Here is an 18476-nt window from a genome sequence, read left to right as displayed (position 1 = left end):
AAAAGACAAACCGCAGTATGAACGGTTTGTCTTTTTCTTTTATGCATCTAAATGATCACCATTCGTAGCAATCACTTGCTTATACCAATCAAAGCTTTTCTTTTTCTTTCTATCTAATGTTCCTTTTCCTTCATTATCACGGTCAACATAAATGAAGCCGTAGCGTTTTTTCATTTCAGCCGTTGATGCGCTGACAAGGTCAATTGGGCCCCAGCTTGTATAACCGATCAAGTCTACTCCGTCTGCAATGGCTTCTCTCGCCTCTAGCAGATGGCTTCTGAGATAATCAATTCGGTAATCGTCTTGAATTGATCCGTCTTCTTCTACCTGATCGACAGCACCCAGTCCATTTTCTACGATAAACAATGGTTTTTGGTAGCGGTCATATAGCTGGTTTAGTGTTGTACGAAGTCCTTTCGGATCAATTTGCCAGCCCCAATCACTTGCTTCTAGATAAGGGTTTTTCACGCCTTCAAACAGGTTACCACCAGTCACTTGTCCAAGAACCTCTGGATCTGTACTTGTCACAAAGCTCATGTAATAGCTGAAGCCAATATAGTCCACTGTATGGTTTCTTAGGATGTCTTCATCACCATCTTGGATCTCAATATGAATTCCATTTTCGCGGAAGTATCGTTTCATGTAACCTGGGTAGTAGCCTCTTGCCTGTACATCTGAGAAGAACAATGTTTTACGGTCCTGATCTATTGCAGCAAACATATCTTCTGGTCTTGAGCTGTACGGATAAGTTGTCATTGCTGCAATCATACAGCCGATTTTCGCATCAGGAATGATTTCGTGTCCTGCTTTGACAGCTAAAGCACTTGCAACAAATTGGTGATGCGCTGCTTGATATTGAATGCTTTTCTCGTCATCACCCTCTTCAAATACAAGTCCACCGCCAGTGAAAGGCGCATGTAACACAACGTTGATTTCATTAAAGGTCATCCAATATTTCACTTTGTCTTTATAGCGAGTAAACAACGTTTTCGCATATGTTTCATAAAGATCGACAAGCTTGCGGTTTCTCCAACCACCGTAGTTTTTCACAAGTGCAAGCGGCATTTCATAATGAGAAATCGTAACTACTGGTTCAATTCCATGCTTATGCAGTTCATCGAATACTTTGTCATAAAAAGCAAGGCCTGCTTCATTTGGTTCCGCATCGTCGCCATTTGGGAAAATACGCGGCCAAGAAATAGAGAGTCTGAAGCATTTGAATCCCATTTCTGCAAAGAGTGCAATATCTTCTTTATAGCGATGGTAGAAGTCAATCGCATCATGATATAAGTTTAAGTCTTTCATTGATTCATCGAATGGATGCATAATCCCGTGCGGTGATACATCAGCTGTCGATAAGCCTTTTCCATCTTTATTATAAGCACCTTCAATTTGGTTGCCCGCAACAGCGCCGCCCCATAAGAAACCTTTAGGAAATGTTTTTTCTAACTTGTTCATGTTGAATGCCCTCCTCATTTTCTTCTACACTGACTGTGAGCAGTGTCTCTTGTACTGAAATCGTGCCTTCTGTTTTCGCATCAACTTGTGCAAAATCGTTTGTGTTGGTCACAATAATTGGTGTGGTGACATCATAGCCTTCTTGCTGAATGCCCTCGATATCAAATTCAACGAGCACATCTCCTGCTTGAACAAAATCACCTGACTCTACATGACTTGTGAAATGTTTTCCGCCGAGCTTCACCGTATCAATTCCAACATGAATGAGAAGCTCAGTGCCATGGTCACTCTTTAAGCCAATGGCATGTTTCGTTTGAAAAATGGTTTCAACCTTGCCGTTGAATGGTGCTACTACACGTCCAACTGCTGGGATAATAGCTGTACCTTTACCCATGATTTCATTAGAGAATGTTGCATCATTTACTTGATTTAGCGGCTTTAGTTGACCTTCAAGCGGGCTTTGTACCACTTCATTTTGAAGTGTTACTGTGTCTTTCTTTTCTTCTGGTTTGTCTGCTTTTGTATCATCTTTCACTGGTACATCTTTGAATCCTAGAACAAGTGTCATGATCGTTGCTACGACAAAGGCGATTACTAAGCCGATGATCGAGTAGACAAATGTTGGGCCAATGAATGTCGGGAGACCCGGGAGACCTGCTGATCCAGATATCACATATGATTTTACTTTAAAGATCGACATGAACACGCCGCCTGCTGCTGCACCAATGAGGGCTGCAAGGAACGGTTTTTTCAATCGCATGTTCACACCATACATAGCAGGTTCAGTAATACCCATTAATGCAGTGATACTTGTAGACATCGCCAATGATTTAAATGTTTTGTTTTTTGATCTTAAGAAGACACCGAATGCTGCGCCTGCTTGTGCCATATTTGCTACAAACATCATTGGAAGAATGAAGTCAAAACCGTTTAACGTAATGTTGTTGATCATAATTGGAAGTAGTGCATAGTGCATGCCCGTAATGATCAATGGTGACATGAAGCCGCCGATCAAGAGTCCGGCCAAAATACCTGCATGTTTGAACAATAAATCAATTCCACCTGAAAGGCCATTTCCGATAATCCCACCAAGCGGTCCTACTGCGATAAGCATAATTGGTACTACGACAAGAAGTGTGACCGTTGGAACAAGGATAATCTTCAATGATTTTGGGCTATATTTTTCCGCGAATCTTTCAACATATGAACCGAGCCAGATGGTGAGTAGAATCGGAATGACCGATGAAGAGTACACAACGGCAACCACTGGTAGCCCTAGAAATTCTGTATTTCCTGCGCCTAGTAAAGCCGTTAACTGCGGGTGCAGTGCGGCGGCTGCAATGGCAGCGGCGATATACTGATTTGTGCCAATTTTTTTGGCTACGCTTACAGCAAGCAGAATCGGTAAGAAGTAAAAGGCTCCGTCGCCGATAGCTGTTAAAATTGCATATGTGCTGCTTTTATCCGATATCCACTGGAACGTAAGCATGAGTGCCAAGATCCCTTTGATCATACCGGCACCAGCAATGGCTGGAAGAATCGGTGTGAAGACACCAGAGATAAAATCGAAAAGCTTAGATATCGCATTTTGTTTTGATGCTTCTTCTGTACCGCCTGATTTTACATCTGTTGACAGGCCTGAGTCAGCAATCATCGCTTGATAGACATTTGAAACATCATTGCCAATAATGACATGATATTGACCTCCGCTTTGATTCACACCCATGACCCCGTCTGTTGATTGCAGCTTCTCTTTATCCGCTTTGCCTTCATCGTATAAGTTGAAGCGAAGTCTTGTCATACAATGCGTGACGTGCTTAACATTCTTTTCACCGCCGACAAGCTCTAGAACTTCTTTTGCCGTTTGTTTGTGGTTCATTGTATTACCCTCCAATCGTTGATTAAATCATGATATAGAAAAAACCTAAACATCCATTAATGTCCGAGAAATAGCGATTCAGACATTAATCGATATTTAGGTTTTGCCTGCTTAACCAGTAACAATCCTTCATAGCGATTGATCGTTATTTAATTTTTATAAGTCTTTAGATATAAAAAAACCTAAATCACGCCTTATCAAAGATAGGGACAATGATTTAGGTTTTGCCTGCTTGACCAGTAACAATCCTAAAAGATTGTGGGTTATTTCGTTTATAGTTATAAATTATCATGTTAATTTTATGATGTCAACGCTTTCTTTTTGAATTTATTTTCTTTTTACCACTCTGTCGATATGCAAAGTTAAATATAGCATCTCATCTTCTATGAGACTTCGGTTGTATTCTTTTTGAACATAATCGTTAATTTTTTCAGCACATTGAAAAGCTGCGGTGTTTTTTTCTTTTACTACTTCATACAGGAATTCATTTTGATTTTCCATTTGTGTTTCGTTAAACAGACGCTGCCCAAAAAACTTCAAATGCGTGACAAAACGGAAATAATTTAATGATTCCTCGTCTAAATCGATTTGAAAGTGATACTTGACAATATTTAAAATATCTTGAATGAGTTTGGTAATTTGAATCACGTTCGGCATTTCTTCATTGAGCTCTGCATTGACAATATGCATGGCAATAAAACCAGCTTCATCCTCAGGAAGATGAATGTTGAGCTTGTCCTGAATAATCCGAATCGCTTCTACACCACACATGAACTCTTCTTTGTACAACCGCTTGATTTCCCAGAGCAAAGCATTTTTGATGTCCATTCCTTTTTGATGACGTTCAATAGCAAAGGTGATATGATCCGTCAGTGTCACATAGATGCTGTCATTCAAATTTTTATTAAGGGTTGTTCTCCCATGATCAATAATCGCCTCACACACTTGCATATACTCGATCGGAATATCATAAAGCAGGGTTTTGAATTTTTCTGATATATCTTTATTTTGAATGGAAAATACTTTTTCAATACGTTCTTCGTCAATCGGATCTCCACTTTTCTTTTGAAAAGCGATCCCTCTGCCCATGATGACCAGCTCATGCTGCTCGTCATCATACGCACTGACCACATTATTATTGATTACTTTCGAAATGATCAATTGATACCCCCCAGTACATTCCGCTTTTTCGAGCATCTCATTGTAGATTGATATGTCATGTTATTATTATCTTCAAAAAAGAGGACTTTAAGATGATTTTACATTTTTTTTTGATACGGTCAACTAGAAAGAATGACATATTACCTCTCAAAAATGACGAAATAGGGGTAAAAAAGTCTAAAAACATACACAAAAACACTCTATAAGGAGTGTTTTTTACAAAATCAGGAGCAGTCCCAATTATAGACGACATTCTCGAAATTTTTTCGTTTGAGGTCTTCTGGTTTGATAAAAAAGTTGGCGATTCCGCAATCTCCCCACAACAGATCCACTTCATCATCTGAGTCGATTTGTAATAACAGAACGGTATGTTCCTGATCTTCATAGGTACGCGGGTCTTCTTGTGTAAAGCCTGGATATCCGCCCAATTTATGACCAAAGCCACTCGCTGCATCATGAAATTCATCTAGCAAGGCATCTGCTTCATCTCCATCAATGCCTTCCACATCTTCGAATAGGTCCCAGCTTCGCTTACCTATGACTTTTTCAAAGCGGAAATCTCCTACACTGACCGTTTCGTTTGCCAGTTCACCTGTAATTGCGCCTTCCTTCGTCACAGGAAAATAAAAATCGTCTGGAATTTTCACAAAAGAAAAGTCAGTCAACAACTCTTCTTCTGCCAAGAAAGGTTCCTCAATAAATTTGATCCGAAAATCTTTTTGCTCTTTTTTATGGTCAATATTCATCCCATAAAGATCATCATGCACAGAAATAAAAATTTGCAGAAGCCCTGTTTCTGGATAATCCTTCAGCTTCGGCAGCTGGCCGAAATTAATTTGTGCCAAAAGTTTCATAGGATGTCCTTCACCATCAACTGGATATTCATCGTTTTTGGGGAAGTAAGGATCACCAGCTATTTTGCTGTCGTATGGTCCAGTTTTTCCTTGTTTCATCTGTAATTGAATCATTGGCTGTTCAGTTTGATCTAACATTGTACGGTAAGGTGCTATGATTTCTTGTAGCTTCGCTGATTGTGTCACGATGGTCTTCCTCCTTATGAATAGGTCCTACTGACCAGACTAGTATCTCTTTTTCTATCATACAGAAGTGTACCCTGCCTGTCAGCGATAAATCGGTCAATATCCTAACAACTTTCCCACCTTAAAACGTAAAAAAACCTCCGATTCATCTGGAGGTTTTGGTTGGTATTTTTTATTTCACTTGATAATTCACTAAGTCTTCTGCTAATGCTTTCATCGTTTCATTTGTTTCATGAAGACCTTCAATAACTTTTGTAAACGTGCTTACAAGCTCTGCTTGATGCTCAGAAGAAGCGACAATTTGTGCTATTTCTTCTTCCATTCCTTTAATCGATCCCTGCACATCTTTTAGCGCTGTTTCAATATCAGTCGTCGCTTGTTTTGCGTGAGTTGACAGCTTTCTCACTTCTGTTGCGACCACTCCAAAACCTGCTCCTGCTTCACCTACTCTTGCAGCTTCAATGGATGCGTTCAGTCCAAGTAAGTTCGTTTGATCAGAGATACCTTTTATAAGATTGGACACTTGATTGATTTTAGAGGAATTTTCGACAGTGGTTTTCGTGTTTTGTAGAATTTGTTCACTTGTCGCTTGTAGTTCCTCTGAATGTGCGGCAACTTGCTGTACCATTGCGACTAGTTTTTCGGAAGCTTGGTTGCTCTCCGTCATGATGTGATCTAACCGTTGTTGATTGGTCTGGTCATAGGCCACGCAGAAAGCAGCGACTACTTGATCCGTCTCATCTTTCATTGGAACGGCAACAATATCCATTGGAATTCCGTATACCTCTTTCGGAATTTGGATAAACGATGACTCTCTCCCGTTTTTCAGCATAGAAAAGTTTTCGAACCCCGGAGCTACTGCATCCCCAGCTTTAAACCCTAAGTCAATGTTCCCATGTTGCTGATAATAAAGAACCTTCTCTTTCCCTAAAACAGAAAAGGTTAGTTGCTCTCTCATAGCTAGTCCAATGATTGGTAAAGCGTCTATTATGTTATCAACTCTCTGTGACATTTCGCTCATGTTCATCCTCTCTTTTTCTCTTTACATCCTCTTTATCGGTTCGTTATAAGGTCTATTACAGCCTGTAATGTGCACTAATATCAATCAAATGACCTAAGACATATAAAAAGCCCACATTCTATCAAGAGAATGTGGGTATTTTTAAAAAAAGGACATGCATATCAAGACACTGATACCGATGAGCAAAAGATACATATAATCGATCCATGAAGTGCTGATGACATGGTAATACGTCCGCTCTCTCGCCCCTGTGAAGCCTCGTGCTTCCATCGCAATCGCTAAACGTTCTGATTTTCGTACGCCCTGCGTAAACAGAGGAAGTGCATAACGCATAAAAGCTTTCCAGCTGTTTTTTTGCTTATAGCCTCTGATTTTATGTGCCGCCTTCATTTGCTTTAATTCACTTTGAAATAACGGAATAAATCGGAAGCCGGCAAGCATCCCATACGCCCATTTTGGGGACATTTTGCATTGATGAATCAGGCTCATCATAAATGCCGTCAAGTCTGTTGTGGACGTAAAAAGAAGACCAAATGTCACAAAGCCAAGCATTCTGAAAGCGATGGTGAGTCCATTTCTTAAACTCTCCTCTGTAATATGAAACCACGCCCACTTCCAAACAGTATGATCCCCCTTGCCAAAGGCGGCCATCATCCAAAACACGAGAATAAAAAAGAGCAGATAAGGGACAAGTCTTGTGAAAAGATACTTCATATTCCATCCGCCTAAGACAAATCCAATACCAAGTGCAAACAGCCAGATGAAGAAGGTTGTTTTAGGATCAGATATCGTCATGAGACAACACATCGCAAGCAGATGAGTGAGTAATTTGATAACTGGATTCACTGTGGAAAGAAAGGAGTGATTACTTTGCAATCGTCAGCACGTCCTTTCTTTCAGCAACATAGCGATAATGCAAGGGAGCTCTCAGCTGATAAGCATCGACAAGTTCCTGATTTGAAAATAAATCATAGGGCGTGCCATCATATACATGCTTTCCTTGGTGAAAAAGAAGCACTTGATCGGCACACTTATCGACGAGATCCATATCATGTGTGACCATTAAAATTGTGGTACCTTGGCGTTGACGCTCTTTCAAGCGCCTGATTAATTCCTTCGCTGTTCTTTCATCCTGTCCGAAAGTTGGTTCGTCTAACAATAGGACATCCTGATCAAAAAGGAGCATTGTGGCCACACTCAACCTTCTTTTTTGACCTAAGCTTAAAGTGAAAGGATGAGCTTTTGCATGTTTTTCTAAACCGAACTCTTTCAACAGCTGAATTGTTTTTTCTTGCACAACGGATTCTGGCCAATTACGCTGCCTTCCACCAAATGCAATTTCATCGAACACTGTATCTTGTATGAATTGAAGCTCCGGATTTTGAAATACAAAGCCTGCTTTTTCATATAGTTCTCGGTCAGACCACTGTTTTAGAAGCATCTCTTTTAAAAAAATACGGCCTTTTTTCGCAGGCTCTAAACGAACCAAATGTTTAAGACATGTACTTTTCCCGCTTCCATTTTCCCCAATGATCGCCACCCAATCCCCTGCTTTGATATCAAGCTGAAGATCATTCATAATCCTTTTTTTCCCGTAGCTTAATTGAAGATCTTCTGAGCGAATGATGGTCTCACGCTCAGTCGACGGCACTTGTTTATGCTGCTCTTTTCTCGTTTCAAAGGTTTGCTTAAGCGTGTGACTCATCGGATGAAATGGATCTTGAAGGATCGTAGACCATTTCTCGGGAAATAATTTCGGCCGCCAAATTCCTGCCTCTTTCATTTCTTTTTCATATGTCACGAGCACATTTTTTGGAGACCCATCTGCTAAGATGCTGCCTTGATCGTCTAATAAAATCACCCGGTCCATCCATTCGATGACACCATCTAACACATGCTCTACAAAAATCATCGTTTGCCGCTCATCAGCTGCAAGCTGCTGTAGAAGTTGAAATATCTCCATTCTGCCTGTTGGGTCAAGCTGTGCAGTCGGTTCATCAAAGAACAGGACATCTGGCTCTAACGCTAGTAAACAAGCAAGCGCTAATCGCTGCTTCATGCCGCCAGATAATATGTGAATGTCTGTATTCGGATCGACATCGAGTTGGACTTTTTGCATGAGCTGCTGAATGATGACATCCATCTCTTCACGAGGGACGGAACGGTTCTCTAGGCTAAAGGCAATTTCTTCATTGACGCGGTGCATACAAAACTGGGAATCAGGGTCCTGAAACATGACGCCTGTATGTCTTTGCGATATCAATTCGCCCTGCATGTCTGCTTCTATATGTTCTGGAATGATGCCAGCCAGAACGGAAATGAGTGTGGATTTACCGCTGCCGCTTGGTCCTAAAATAAGCACCTTTTCTCCTTTTTGAATGGAAAGAGAGATTTGATGCAAGACGGGCTGAGGCTGTTCATAAAAACGGACAGTGAGATTATTGCACGCGAGAAATGAATCCATGCTGTTCACCTTTGTTTCGTTTTTCTTTCATGATGGCATATTGATTCAGTACACCGGTTTTAGATAATGCGTCCACCACAACTTTCGCTAAGCATCCGCCCAGTATCATCCCGCTGATGATTTGAGTTATAAGTGTGATGAGTAAAACTTGAGGCGTGTAATAACCAAAGCCATTTGCAACAAGACTGTATGCCATTGCTCCAACAGCTGCAAAGGCACCTGATAGCATCAGTGTCCACATGCGATATCGTTTATAACCAAAAAGAGCAAAGGCGATTTCTGCCCCAAGCCCTTGGCATACACCAATCAGCAGGGCTGAAAGACCAAAGTGGCTGCCTGTCAGTAATTCCACAGCCGCAGCGGCTGTTTCTGCAATCAGGGCAGCTCCCGGCTTTTGGATGATATACGCAACGATTGGACTGGCAATCACCCAAATGCCAAACATGATGTTGCCTCCTGCTGGGCCAACAAGTGCTGTAATTGGTAGGTAAAGTGTGGACCATCCTAAATAGATGACACCACACGCAACGGATAAAATGACAGCAAGGACGACTTCTTTCATCTTCCATGTCATGATGAATGCACCTCCAATGGAACTGGCCACTCTTCCACCGTAAACGCCATGTCCCAAAACTTGTACTCAAGCTGACAGCTTAAGATAAAGTGCTGTTTCATTTTTTCCTTTTCCTTCTCACTTGCTCCTTCCGCCAGCTGATCGAGCCGCTTGCAAAGCTCCACTGTGACAGAGTCGGTTAATCCTCCATAAAACGTGATCCACTCATAAAACGGATGTGACGGGTCAGGCTGCACGTCTGAAAGCATTCGTTTGCCTATTTCCCAATATGTCCAAGGGCAAGGAAGCAAAACAGCAATAATTTCTCCAAGTGTTCCTCCCTGTGCGACTTGCAGCATGTGATGAATATAGTGATGAGCACTCGGCGCCAACGAAGCACCTTGAAGCTCATCGTATGCTACACCTGCCACTCGGCAAAGGTTTTGATGAGGATGTGTCTCACTATCTAGTACAAAAGCCATCTGCTGATGGAAAAAGGCAATGTCCTCTCTATCTGTACACCTGCTGATCGCTGCCGCATAAATTTTAATAAATGCATGTAAGTATTCTGCATCTTGTTTGACGTAATGAATGATCTGTTCTTTTTCAAGCTTTCCTGCTGCCAGTCCTCTGACAAACGGATGCTGATAAATGGCTTCAAATAATGGTTCTGTTTCTTTTCTTAATTGCGTTGAAAATGTCATAAAAAAACCTCCTCTTCTTCAGTTGAATAAATGAAAAAGCCACCCCAAATGGAGCGGCCTTCTTATCAATTCAATCATGAATAAGACAAGGTCCAGCTCCACTTCCCTCCGCTAGTACGAACTAGATCAGGTTCAAAGGGTCCAAGATTTTCTCTTGTCTCAGTCATACATGACTCCCCTAGTGGACTTTTGTCATTTAATTATCTTTACTCTACACATGTGGCGATTTGATGTCAACCGCCTTTCTTAATTCAATGTTTTAATTGATGGCAGCTTCTCGATCCCTGCAGCATAGTAGAAATTAAGGACACTGAAGAAATCAATCGGCTTTCCTGTTTTTAAATCAACGGCTAAAATATGATCGCCGTAATTTGTCAAATCATCAAGGTCTAGGCGTCTTGGTGTTGTCTTCCCGAGTGTATCAACAAAGGTATCATGATAATATTGCCCGCTTGCAAACGATGATTGATGGTACATAAACAATGTCTCCACATCTAAGTAGACGAGAATGGCCTCTGAGGAACTCGCATAAGGAGCTGAGTACGACACTGGTGCCGAAATACTTTTCACTTTCACACTTGAAATCGAATGGGTTCTCTGTTCATATTTTCCATCATATGAGAAATAAAACACACGCTTCCATTCATAATCGGCTGTCTTCGATTGCTTGTTATATACTTTTGTGCCATTTGCAAATACATCACCATTTGCATACTCAGCTACAAAGTATTGCAAGGTTGAAGATAGGGATACAGCCCCTGTAAAATTGGGCGGGTTTTTTGCATTCACTTGTAACGTATAAGAGTCTCCGAAACCTCCGCCGCTTGTGATACCGAATGCGTAGTCACCCGCTGGTAAGTTGGTCAAACCAAGGAGACTGCCTGCCGGCTGAAGCAAGTCCGTCGGGTAGGCTTGTCCTGTTTCATAATCAACAACAAATAATTGAACGAAATAATCGGGATTTGAAGAGGTAATCCGGCTGATGAGTGCCTGAGGTGATGACGTGCTTAAAAACCATAAATCAACTGGGTCATCCTCTGTTAAGACAGCCGATTGGTTGATTGCTAGTCCATCAATGGAGCGTACGGCAGACGTGCGCAGCTTTCCATCTTTAGCGGCTTTTCGTTTGATACTGATTCCGTTTTTCTTATCTACTTTAAAAGATTTTTTCAGTTGCTTCTGTTGGATAGTGGTTCCTTCATCCTGCTTCAAAAACGAGTCTTGCACTTGCTGAATGGTTTTTTCCGTCAGTGGCGACACTTTCCCATCTGATTTTGGCGCTTCTTCTGCTTTTAACGCTGGTGAAAATAAACCTGTTGTCACAAGTAAAACAGACAGTAAAGCTGCGGTGATCTTTACGTAAAATGCTCTCACAGGAACATCCCCTTTTCCCTCATTTGGGTTTTATACCCTGTGATCATTTTACCATTATTCTAGTAATTGTTTTGGTCTTTTTTAGGACATTTTTATAACAAAAAACCAGCCGTATCCGTTACGACTGGTTTTTGATCATTTTATGAAATGGTTTTAACAAACAGGCGTGCTGTTTCTGCACTAGAACCTGGGTTTTGTCCAGTAATGATTTGCCCGTCAACTACAGCGAATGGTGCAAAGGCATCTCCTTTTTCAAACGCTGCCCCTTGCTCACGAAGTTTTGTTTCCAATAAAAATGGAACCTTTGATGTCAGCTGAACAGCTTCCTCTTCTTCGTTTGTAAAGCCTGTGATTTTTTTGCCTTCGATAAATGATTTTCCATCTCGATCTTTCACATCAACGAATGCTGAAACGCCGTGACAAACAGCTCCGACTGCACCATTTTTGTCTGAAATGGCTAAGATTGCATCAGCTACTAGTTGATTAGACGCAAAGTCGATCATTGGGCCGTGTCCTCCCGCAAAGAAGATGCCGTCATAATCAGCTGGGTTCACATCTGTAAGCGCCTTTGTGTCTTGAAGTAATTCATATACATCTTGATATTGCGCTGGAACACCTTCTGGAATAGAATTTTTATCAATAGGGACAGTGCCTCCTTGAATAGAGACAATTTGAACATCTAGTTCATTTTCTTTAAAAATATGAAATGGCTCTGCCAATTCTTCTAGCCATAAGCCTGTTGGATGTCCGTTCATTTCCGAACTGCTTGTCGATACTAATAACACTTTCTTACTCATCTTGATCATCCTTTCGATATAACATGTGGCTATTTTATATTTTACACAATTAAATATCAAGCAATTAAACTTCGATGCAGCTCTTTATGGTATACCCGATTTTCTAAAAAATATAGCTTGACATCAAATCTAATCAATATATCACATTCTATTGGTAAAGAATTTCATGTAAAATTGTCATTGAGTGATATCATACGAGGTAAGATGGATAGTCCTCTCGGGTGTGAGGGGACTTTTAAAGGAGTGGAAAAGAGATGAAAACCTATTCGATTGTGATGATCATCATCACGCTCTGTATCATATTGGCCGTCTTTTTGATGAACCTAACAGGGGTCATGTATGGAAAGATTATTTTGGCTGTTGCCGTTGCTCTATGTCTGACATCCATTATTCGTCTGATGGGTCTTCGAAAAAGATAAAAGCCGCCCTTCACTCGGGCGGCTTTATTTATGGTTAATTTGCCAGGATAAGCGCAATTAATGCAAGCAGCGCTGGTACTCCTTGCTTGATGATGATTGATTTATTAGAGGTCACACCGCCAAATACCGCAGCGATGATCACGCAAAGAATGAAAAATAGCTGAATCATATATCCAACAGTATTCGATCCGAGAATGAGCCCCCAAATGAGTCCTGCAGCTAAAAATCCGTTATAAAGCCCTTGATTGGCAAACATCACTTTTACATTTGGATCCTTTTGCAAGTGTTCTGGCAGCTTAAAGGATCTCTTTGCCATCTTTGATTCCATAAAAAACATTTCTAATAACATAATGACAAGGTGTTCTAATGCGACAATTCCTACTAATATCATTGCTAAAATATTCAATTTAGTTAATTCCTTTCTGATAGACGATCACGAATCTCTATTTTATCCGTGTATAAATCAAAGTCTTGTATTAATTCAAGCGCTTCAGTAAACCGACTTTGTGGAATGTCTTTCATTTTTCTCACACCAAATTCCTTTTTAATAAAAGCCATGATGGTATTGATATGAAGCTTTCCGTGACCATCATACTCCAAATGGCTGCAAAAAGTCTGCATCGTCCCTCTAATCACCTTTAATTGCTTAGCAGTGACACAACTCATTGGTAACGCTCATCCTTTCCTTTGTTTTAACAGCTAAAAAGAACCATGTATGAAAGAAAAACCTTCCAGTCTCTATTATATAATGATTTCATTCGGATATCAAAATAAAAAAGAACAGACATTCGACCAAAAAGCCGCCCTTTTCATCAAAAACATTTTATTACCATATCAAAAAGCCGGATTCATTGGTAGAATCCGGCTTTCTGTTTAGTTACTTTTAGAAATTAATACCTTTCCAACAGAACGATCCTTACTTTGTCCAACGACTTTAAAGGATAGACCGTATGTTGGTACATCACGCCCTGCATCTGGATTATTTGGATTCACATAATTCTTTTTATCACTAAATGTACGAGTCGGGCGAATATAGCGATCTGCCAACGTTAAGCCCGTTGTCGCTGTATAATCAATATTGAGCTTCGTACTTGGATTCAAAGAAAATGCTGCATCATGTACTTGGAAACCTGTGGCAGCAATGGAGCCGTCACTCCACTTCAATACTTGCTGATCTGCATCTACTACCCCAAGGAAACCGTTCCCTGGGTGTTTTCCTACCCAGTTATCACTGTAGGATTGATCGACATACCACACGACCAAACCGTTATTATAGCTCATGAGGCTTGCCCCCCGTTTGATATGCTTTAAGCCTTTATCGACGTCAGCATAAGAGCGCCACTCTAGTAAATAGTATTGAGCTGCATATTGTTTTCCATTAGATTTCGAGAATCCGTTAAAGGTGAAAGTAGACGTGCCCTCGGCATCATCTGACCACACTTTCGTCCCATCTGCAGTGATGTTTAAATCATCTACAAATAACCCTGGCAGTGAATAGCCTGCATCGGTTGTATAGCGGAATTGCAGGTCGATTTTCTTCCCTGCATAAGCAGAAAGATCAAAGGCTGCATCCACCCATCCGTCTGATTTTCCGGCAATTCCATTGCCTTCGTTCGCACCTGCTTCATTTCGATCATTCGTGATGTTACCAGCAATGGTCTTCCATTGATCAGTTCCTGTTTCACGTACTTCTACATACGCATAATCATAATCTTCTTCGATATCGTACCATGCTTTAAATGTAAGCTCTGCTTTGCTCCCCTTCGACAAATCGATACCTGTTGTCGTCATGGTCGCATTTAAATTGTCACCCGTTCCGCTGAAGTACGAATTTTGTCCTTGAGCAGGTTTTGTGACCACAATCTCTTTATCTGGTAAATCCACTCGAACCGCATCATGGTTCGTTCCTTTTGTTGCTGCTTCATCAATCAGCACTGTTTTGCTTTTCTTTAATGTTTTACCATCAATGGTTTGTCCAGTAAGCCAGTTACCGCCATGCAAGTTTTGAAGCATTTCTTTCGCATATGGACTAAAGCCTGTTGGTTCCGTTCCAGGGACTTTACCTGCCCAGCTTCCGCTTGACATGATCGACCAGTATGAAACAGGCTCGCCTCCGCCTGTGTACTGTGTATCGTACTCATCAGGAAGACCAAGATCATGTCCGAATTCATGTGTGAACACGCCTGCCGCGCCATCTTCAGGCTCGATGGTATAATCTAACGCGCCTAATTTCCCACCTTGTCCGACTTCAGATTCAGTGTTTGGAATTTCAAATACATCACCAAGTGACCAGCGGTGCGACCAAATCGCATTAGAGCCAAGTTGTCCGCCGCCAGCTTCTTCACCTACGCCAGCATGAACGACCATCAGATGGTCAATGATGCCGTCTGGCTCGTTATAAACGCCGTCTTCATCAACATCATAGCGGTCCCATTGATCATATTCACCGAGGTCAATATTCGGATCTTTTGCTGCTGCTTCAAGGGCTTCTTTCACCAATTCACGCGGTCTGCCGTCACTGCCTGATTCATCAGGTACGTTCCCGCCATAATAGGCTGCTTCATGCTTAGCTGTATACCAGCCAGCAACTGTTCCACTGACAGTGTAACTGCCGCCAGACTGCTTCTCATAATATTGCTTCATGGATACTTTTCGTTTCCCATCTGGACCGATGTAGCCATTTTTTCCGAAAAGCATGTCTTGGTAGTGCTGTTGATTGTACTTGTCATAGTACATATCAGTCTCTTCTTTTTTAATACTATTATGCTTATAATCTTTAAAATCTACTAATAAAACCAATACCTTATCATTTCGAATATCGCCTTTATACTTTTCCTTTTTGACCGGTTTTACATGATTGCCTTCTTTTCCTTTATGCTTCTTTAACTTTTTCTTTTTGGCTAATTTGTTATGTACCTCTTGTTTGTATTCTTTCAGAAATTCAGGCTCTTCTGTTAAGGTGCTTGCGCTTTGTTTCATGGCAGATTCTTCTTTTTTCTTTAGATATTTCTTTAATGCTTTTTGGGTTTCTGCCTCATTGGCATTCTTTTTGATCTTTCCTTGTTTTTTCAAGGCTTTGATGAGACGGTCTTCATTCACGACACTTGCGTCAAATGGAATACCTGAATAATGACCGCCATCTGAGGATGTTGATTTTTCTGTGGTGTGGGCAGATAGAGGGGTGTTGAAAGCTGCCAATGTGCCTAAACTGAGGACAGCCGTTAGTGCAATGCTCGTCCATTTCCCTTTTTTCATATTGGTTCCTCCCTAATTTGGTAATAAATAATATCTCATTCTAGCATATTCCAATATACTTAAGTCGAAAAACATTTTATTTTCAGAAACTTTGTGGAAAATACACAATACGGGAATGAAACGGGTGGGACAAGGTGTCGAAAATAAAAGAACCCCAGGCGATGAACGGGGGGACTGACACCCGTTTTTGATATAGGGATCAAAACACCTTAATGAAACAGCCCGTTGCCGAAACTCTTTCGGTGACTTTCTGATTTCAAACTGGAGTGGAAGGTTTCGATCGAAGCATTATCAGCGGGCATACCCTTATGGGACATGCTCATGATAATACCTTTTTCCTTAATCTCGTTTTGATCAGCATATTGAAGTGTAGACCGATCCTTGATCACTATGAAGTATGCAGCCTTCTGGCAATGCCTGTATAGCTAATTCAAAGTATCTAGAACAGGAGAAACGTCTTGTTTATCATCAATCGCATAAGTGACTAAATCTTTTATGGTTGGTAGATAAAGCATTTTTTGACCAAATGGTAAATACGTAATATCGGTCACTCATTTTTATGGATTTGTCTTAGAAGAATCTCGTTTCAATTGATTTTCTGCATGTAAAACGGATCGTTAAAAGGCATATTAGGGTGAATTTTGTTGAAACTCTCAAATTTATTTCTATTGACATCAACCAAAAGGTGTAACTATAATGGTTACATCATGTCCAGGTGTAACTGTGTTCGTTACAACTTTTTCTAAGGCTATCCAGCATGAATCAACTATTCACTTTGTTTTGGGGAGGTTAATGATTGAACAATATCCAATTAATTCGCTAAAGAAATATTTATTTATGTATTGGCTACACTCATACATAAGACCTATGTTTTTAGTCATCAATAAAATATAGGGTCTTCTTAAAAAATGAAAAAGGAGAATCATCTAATGTTTAAATTAAAATCAGTCATAGGATTTACTTTGGGTCTTTGTTTCGTGTTATTGCTAAGCGCATGTGCTAGCAATGAAGACACAAAAAATACAGCAACCGATAACAAAAACACAGCGGACAAACAAGCAGTAAATCTTAAAATCACAACGTTCAATCCTGGTGATAAAGGAGTTTTTGCTGTCACTTCTAGCTTGATTGAAGGACCGAAAGAAGTCATTCTTGTCGATGCCCAGTTTGAAAAGGATAATGCAGAGAAGTTAGTAAAAATGATTCACGATACAGGAAAGAAACTGACAACTGTTTATGTCAGTCATAAAGACCCAGATTATTACTTTGGTCTCTCTGCCATTCGTGAAGCATTCCCTGATGTGAAGATTGTGGCAACACCTGAAACTGTTAAGGGGATTAAAAAAACGATTCAGGCCAAAAATGATTACTGGAATCCAATATTGAAGAAAAATGCACCAACAGCTCAGATTATTCCAGATGTTTTAAAGGGAGATAAACTGACAGTTGATGGAAAAAACATCAACATCATTGGACTTGACGGACCAGATCCATCTCACACTTTTCTTTGGGTTCCATCGAAAAAGACAGTTCTAGGTGGAGTACCTGTTTATGAGAATGTATATGTTTGGACAGCAGACAATCAATCTCAAAAAAGTCGTGATCAATGGCGTGAAATTCTAAATCATATTCTTGATCTGAAGCCAGAACGTGTGATTCCAGGTCATTATCTAGGTAAGAGTGCTGAAGATACATCAGCAGTTGTGTTTACCCGTGATTATATTGCAAAATTTGAAGCAGCAGCTAAGAAGGCAGACAATTCAGCTCAATTGATTGCTGAAATGAAGAAAGCGTATCCGAACTTTACGAACACTGGAGACTTAGAATTGAGTGCTAAAGTCATGAAAGGCGAACAACAGTGGCCGTGATGTCATAAATATGATTAACTTCAATTGAATAACTAACTCTGAACCCATAGAAAAACACCTCCAAATTGATTTCAGGTATTCTATACCCGATTTTCAACTTAAAGGTGTTTTTATCTGTCTCACTTTATAGGGTCCAGTCCTGAACGCCTAGGGTGCTTGTTGTTTTTCTATGAAAGCTGCTCACCATGAAATGCAACAACATCAAGTGGAGCGGCTAAGAATTCTTTTGCCTTCGCTACGAAAGCTTGGAAATGTGCACTTGCATTATGGCTCTGAACTGCAGCGTCATCTTTCCACACTTCTACCATTAAAAAGGTATTTTCCTTTTCTGTATCCTTGAACAGCTTGTAGGATACGTTGCCTTCTTCCGCTTGTGAAGCTTTCATTAATGCGTTGATTTCTTCTAGAAATACGTTTTCTTTTTCTGGATGGATCGTCATCCCAGCATGAATAATAATCATATGATCGTCTCCTTTTGAAAAG

At 40.6% G+C, this 18476-nt stretch carries 17 protein-coding genes, 1 pseudogene and 1 riboswitch; of the genes and pseudogenes, 2 read left to right on the top strand and 16 right to left on the bottom strand.

What is annotated here, in order from left to right; genetic code table 11:
* Positions 1 to 39: 39 nt before the first annotated feature.
* The 11 genes from bglH to C6W21_RS10735 form a co-directional block, all read right to left on the bottom strand.
* On the bottom strand, positions 40 to 1458 hold the full coding sequence (gene bglH / locus C6W21_RS10785) for an aryl-phospho-beta-d-glucosidase (protein WP_106050373.1): 1419 nt from the start codon (positions 1456 to 1458) through the stop codon (positions 40 to 42).
* On the bottom strand, positions 1430 to 3337 hold the full coding sequence (locus C6W21_RS10780) for a beta-glucoside-specific PTS transporter subunit IIABC (RefSeq protein ID WP_106050372.1): 1908 nt from the start codon (positions 3335 to 3337) through the stop codon (positions 1430 to 1432). Before C6W21_RS10780 ends, bglH begins: the two co-directional genes overlap by 29 nt.
* A gap of 327 nt (positions 3338 to 3664) precedes the next feature.
* Complete coding sequence (licT, locus tag C6W21_RS10775; protein WP_106050371.1) at positions 3665 to 4498, bottom strand: BglG family transcription antiterminator LicT; 834 nt, start codon at positions 4496 to 4498, stop codon at positions 3665 to 3667.
* A 224-nt stretch (positions 4499 to 4722) separates the two neighbouring features.
* On the bottom strand, positions 4723 to 5538 hold the full coding sequence (locus C6W21_RS10770; protein WP_106050370.1) for a YwqG family protein: 816 nt from the start codon (positions 5536 to 5538) through the stop codon (positions 4723 to 4725).
* Between the two features lie 172 nt (positions 5539 to 5710).
* Positions 5711 to 6166 (bottom strand): methyl-accepting chemotaxis protein, encoded by a 456-nt coding sequence (locus C6W21_RS19455; RefSeq protein WP_404841036.1) that lies wholly within the window; start codon positions 6164 to 6166, stop codon positions 5711 to 5713.
* Positions 6167 to 6700: 534 nt separating this feature from the next.
* Positions 6701 to 7435, bottom strand: coding sequence for an energy-coupling factor transporter transmembrane component T family protein (locus C6W21_RS10760; RefSeq protein WP_106050369.1), 735 nt, complete (start codon positions 7433 to 7435; stop codon positions 6701 to 6703).
* Entirely contained in the window at positions 7425 to 9023 is a 1599-nt protein-coding gene (locus C6W21_RS10755) for an ABC transporter ATP-binding protein (RefSeq protein WP_106050368.1), read from the bottom strand. Before C6W21_RS10755 ends, C6W21_RS10760 begins: the two co-directional genes overlap by 11 nt.
* Entirely contained in the window at positions 8998 to 9597 is a 600-nt protein-coding gene (locus C6W21_RS10750; protein WP_106050367.1) for an ECF transporter S component, read from the bottom strand. The genes C6W21_RS10755 and C6W21_RS10750 overlap by 26 nt, the downstream gene beginning before the upstream one ends.
* Complete coding sequence (tenA, locus tag C6W21_RS10745; protein ID WP_106050366.1) at positions 9594 to 10280, bottom strand: thiaminase II; 687 nt, start codon at positions 10278 to 10280, stop codon at positions 9594 to 9596. Before tenA ends, C6W21_RS10750 begins: the two co-directional genes overlap by 4 nt.
* 86 nt (positions 10281 to 10366) lie before the next feature.
* Positions 10367 to 10470: riboswitch (TPP riboswitch) on the bottom strand.
* A 56-nt stretch (positions 10471 to 10526) separates the two neighbouring features.
* A complete protein-coding gene (locus tag C6W21_RS10740; protein WP_106050365.1) occupies positions 10527 to 11654 on the bottom strand; it encodes a hypothetical protein in 1128 nt (375 codons plus the stop codon).
* 140 nt (positions 11655 to 11794) lie between these two features.
* Positions 11795 to 12451 carry a type 1 glutamine amidotransferase domain-containing protein gene (locus C6W21_RS10735; RefSeq protein WP_106050364.1) on the bottom strand — a complete coding sequence of 219 codons (657 nt, stop codon included), beginning with the start codon at positions 12449 to 12451 and terminating at the stop codon, positions 11795 to 11797.
* A 254-nt stretch (positions 12452 to 12705) separates the two neighbouring features.
* Here C6W21_RS10735 and C6W21_RS19020 point away from each other — a divergent pair, with 254 nt between their 5' ends.
* Positions 12706 to 12870 (top strand): hypothetical protein, encoded by a 165-nt coding sequence (locus C6W21_RS19020; RefSeq protein ID WP_003214630.1) that lies wholly within the window; start codon positions 12706 to 12708, stop codon positions 12868 to 12870.
* A 34-nt stretch (positions 12871 to 12904) separates the two neighbouring features.
* Here C6W21_RS19020 and C6W21_RS10730 read toward each other — a convergent pair whose 3' ends face one another.
* The 4 genes and pseudogenes from C6W21_RS10730 to C6W21_RS19245 form a co-directional block, all read right to left on the bottom strand.
* Positions 12905 to 13276: a DUF1304 domain-containing protein gene (locus C6W21_RS10730; RefSeq protein WP_106050363.1), complete on the bottom strand. Its 372-nt coding sequence runs from the start codon at positions 13274 to 13276 to the stop codon at positions 12905 to 12907.
* Positions 13277 to 13281: 5 nt separating this feature from the next.
* A complete protein-coding gene (locus C6W21_RS10725; RefSeq protein WP_012011773.1) occupies positions 13282 to 13536 on the bottom strand; it encodes an ORF6C domain-containing protein in 255 nt (84 codons plus the stop codon).
* Between the two features lie 207 nt (positions 13537 to 13743).
* Positions 13744 to 16125: an immune inhibitor A domain-containing protein gene (locus C6W21_RS10720; RefSeq protein WP_106050362.1), complete on the bottom strand. Its 2382-nt coding sequence runs from the start codon at positions 16123 to 16125 to the stop codon at positions 13744 to 13746.
* Positions 16126 to 16370: 245 nt separating this feature from the next.
* A pseudogene (locus C6W21_RS19245) lies at positions 16371 to 16676 on the bottom strand (transposase); the annotation flags it as partial.
* 378 nt (positions 16677 to 17054) lie between these two features.
* Here C6W21_RS19245 and C6W21_RS10710 point away from each other — a divergent pair.
* The gene (locus tag C6W21_RS10710; RefSeq protein ID WP_106050360.1) at positions 17055 to 17993 is read left to right on the top strand and encodes an MBL fold metallo-hydrolase; all 939 of its coding nucleotides are present in this window, start codon (positions 17055 to 17057) and stop codon (positions 17991 to 17993) included.
* A 167-nt stretch (positions 17994 to 18160) separates the two neighbouring features.
* Here the strand turns inward: C6W21_RS10710 and C6W21_RS10705 are convergent, their stop codons facing one another.
* Positions 18161 to 18454, bottom strand: a complete 294-nt coding sequence (locus C6W21_RS10705) for a putative quinol monooxygenase (RefSeq protein WP_106050359.1) — start codon at positions 18452 to 18454, stop codon at positions 18161 to 18163.
* Positions 18455 to 18476 lie beyond the last annotated feature (22 nt).

Origin of the sequence: Bacillus sp. NMCN1 (assembly GCF_002998085.1) — a bacterium.
Lineage (GTDB): Bacteria > Bacillota > Bacilli > Bacillales > Bacillaceae > Bacillus.
The sequence above is the reverse complement of the archived record's forward strand: the minus strand, read 5'-3'. Positions and strand labels throughout refer to the sequence as shown.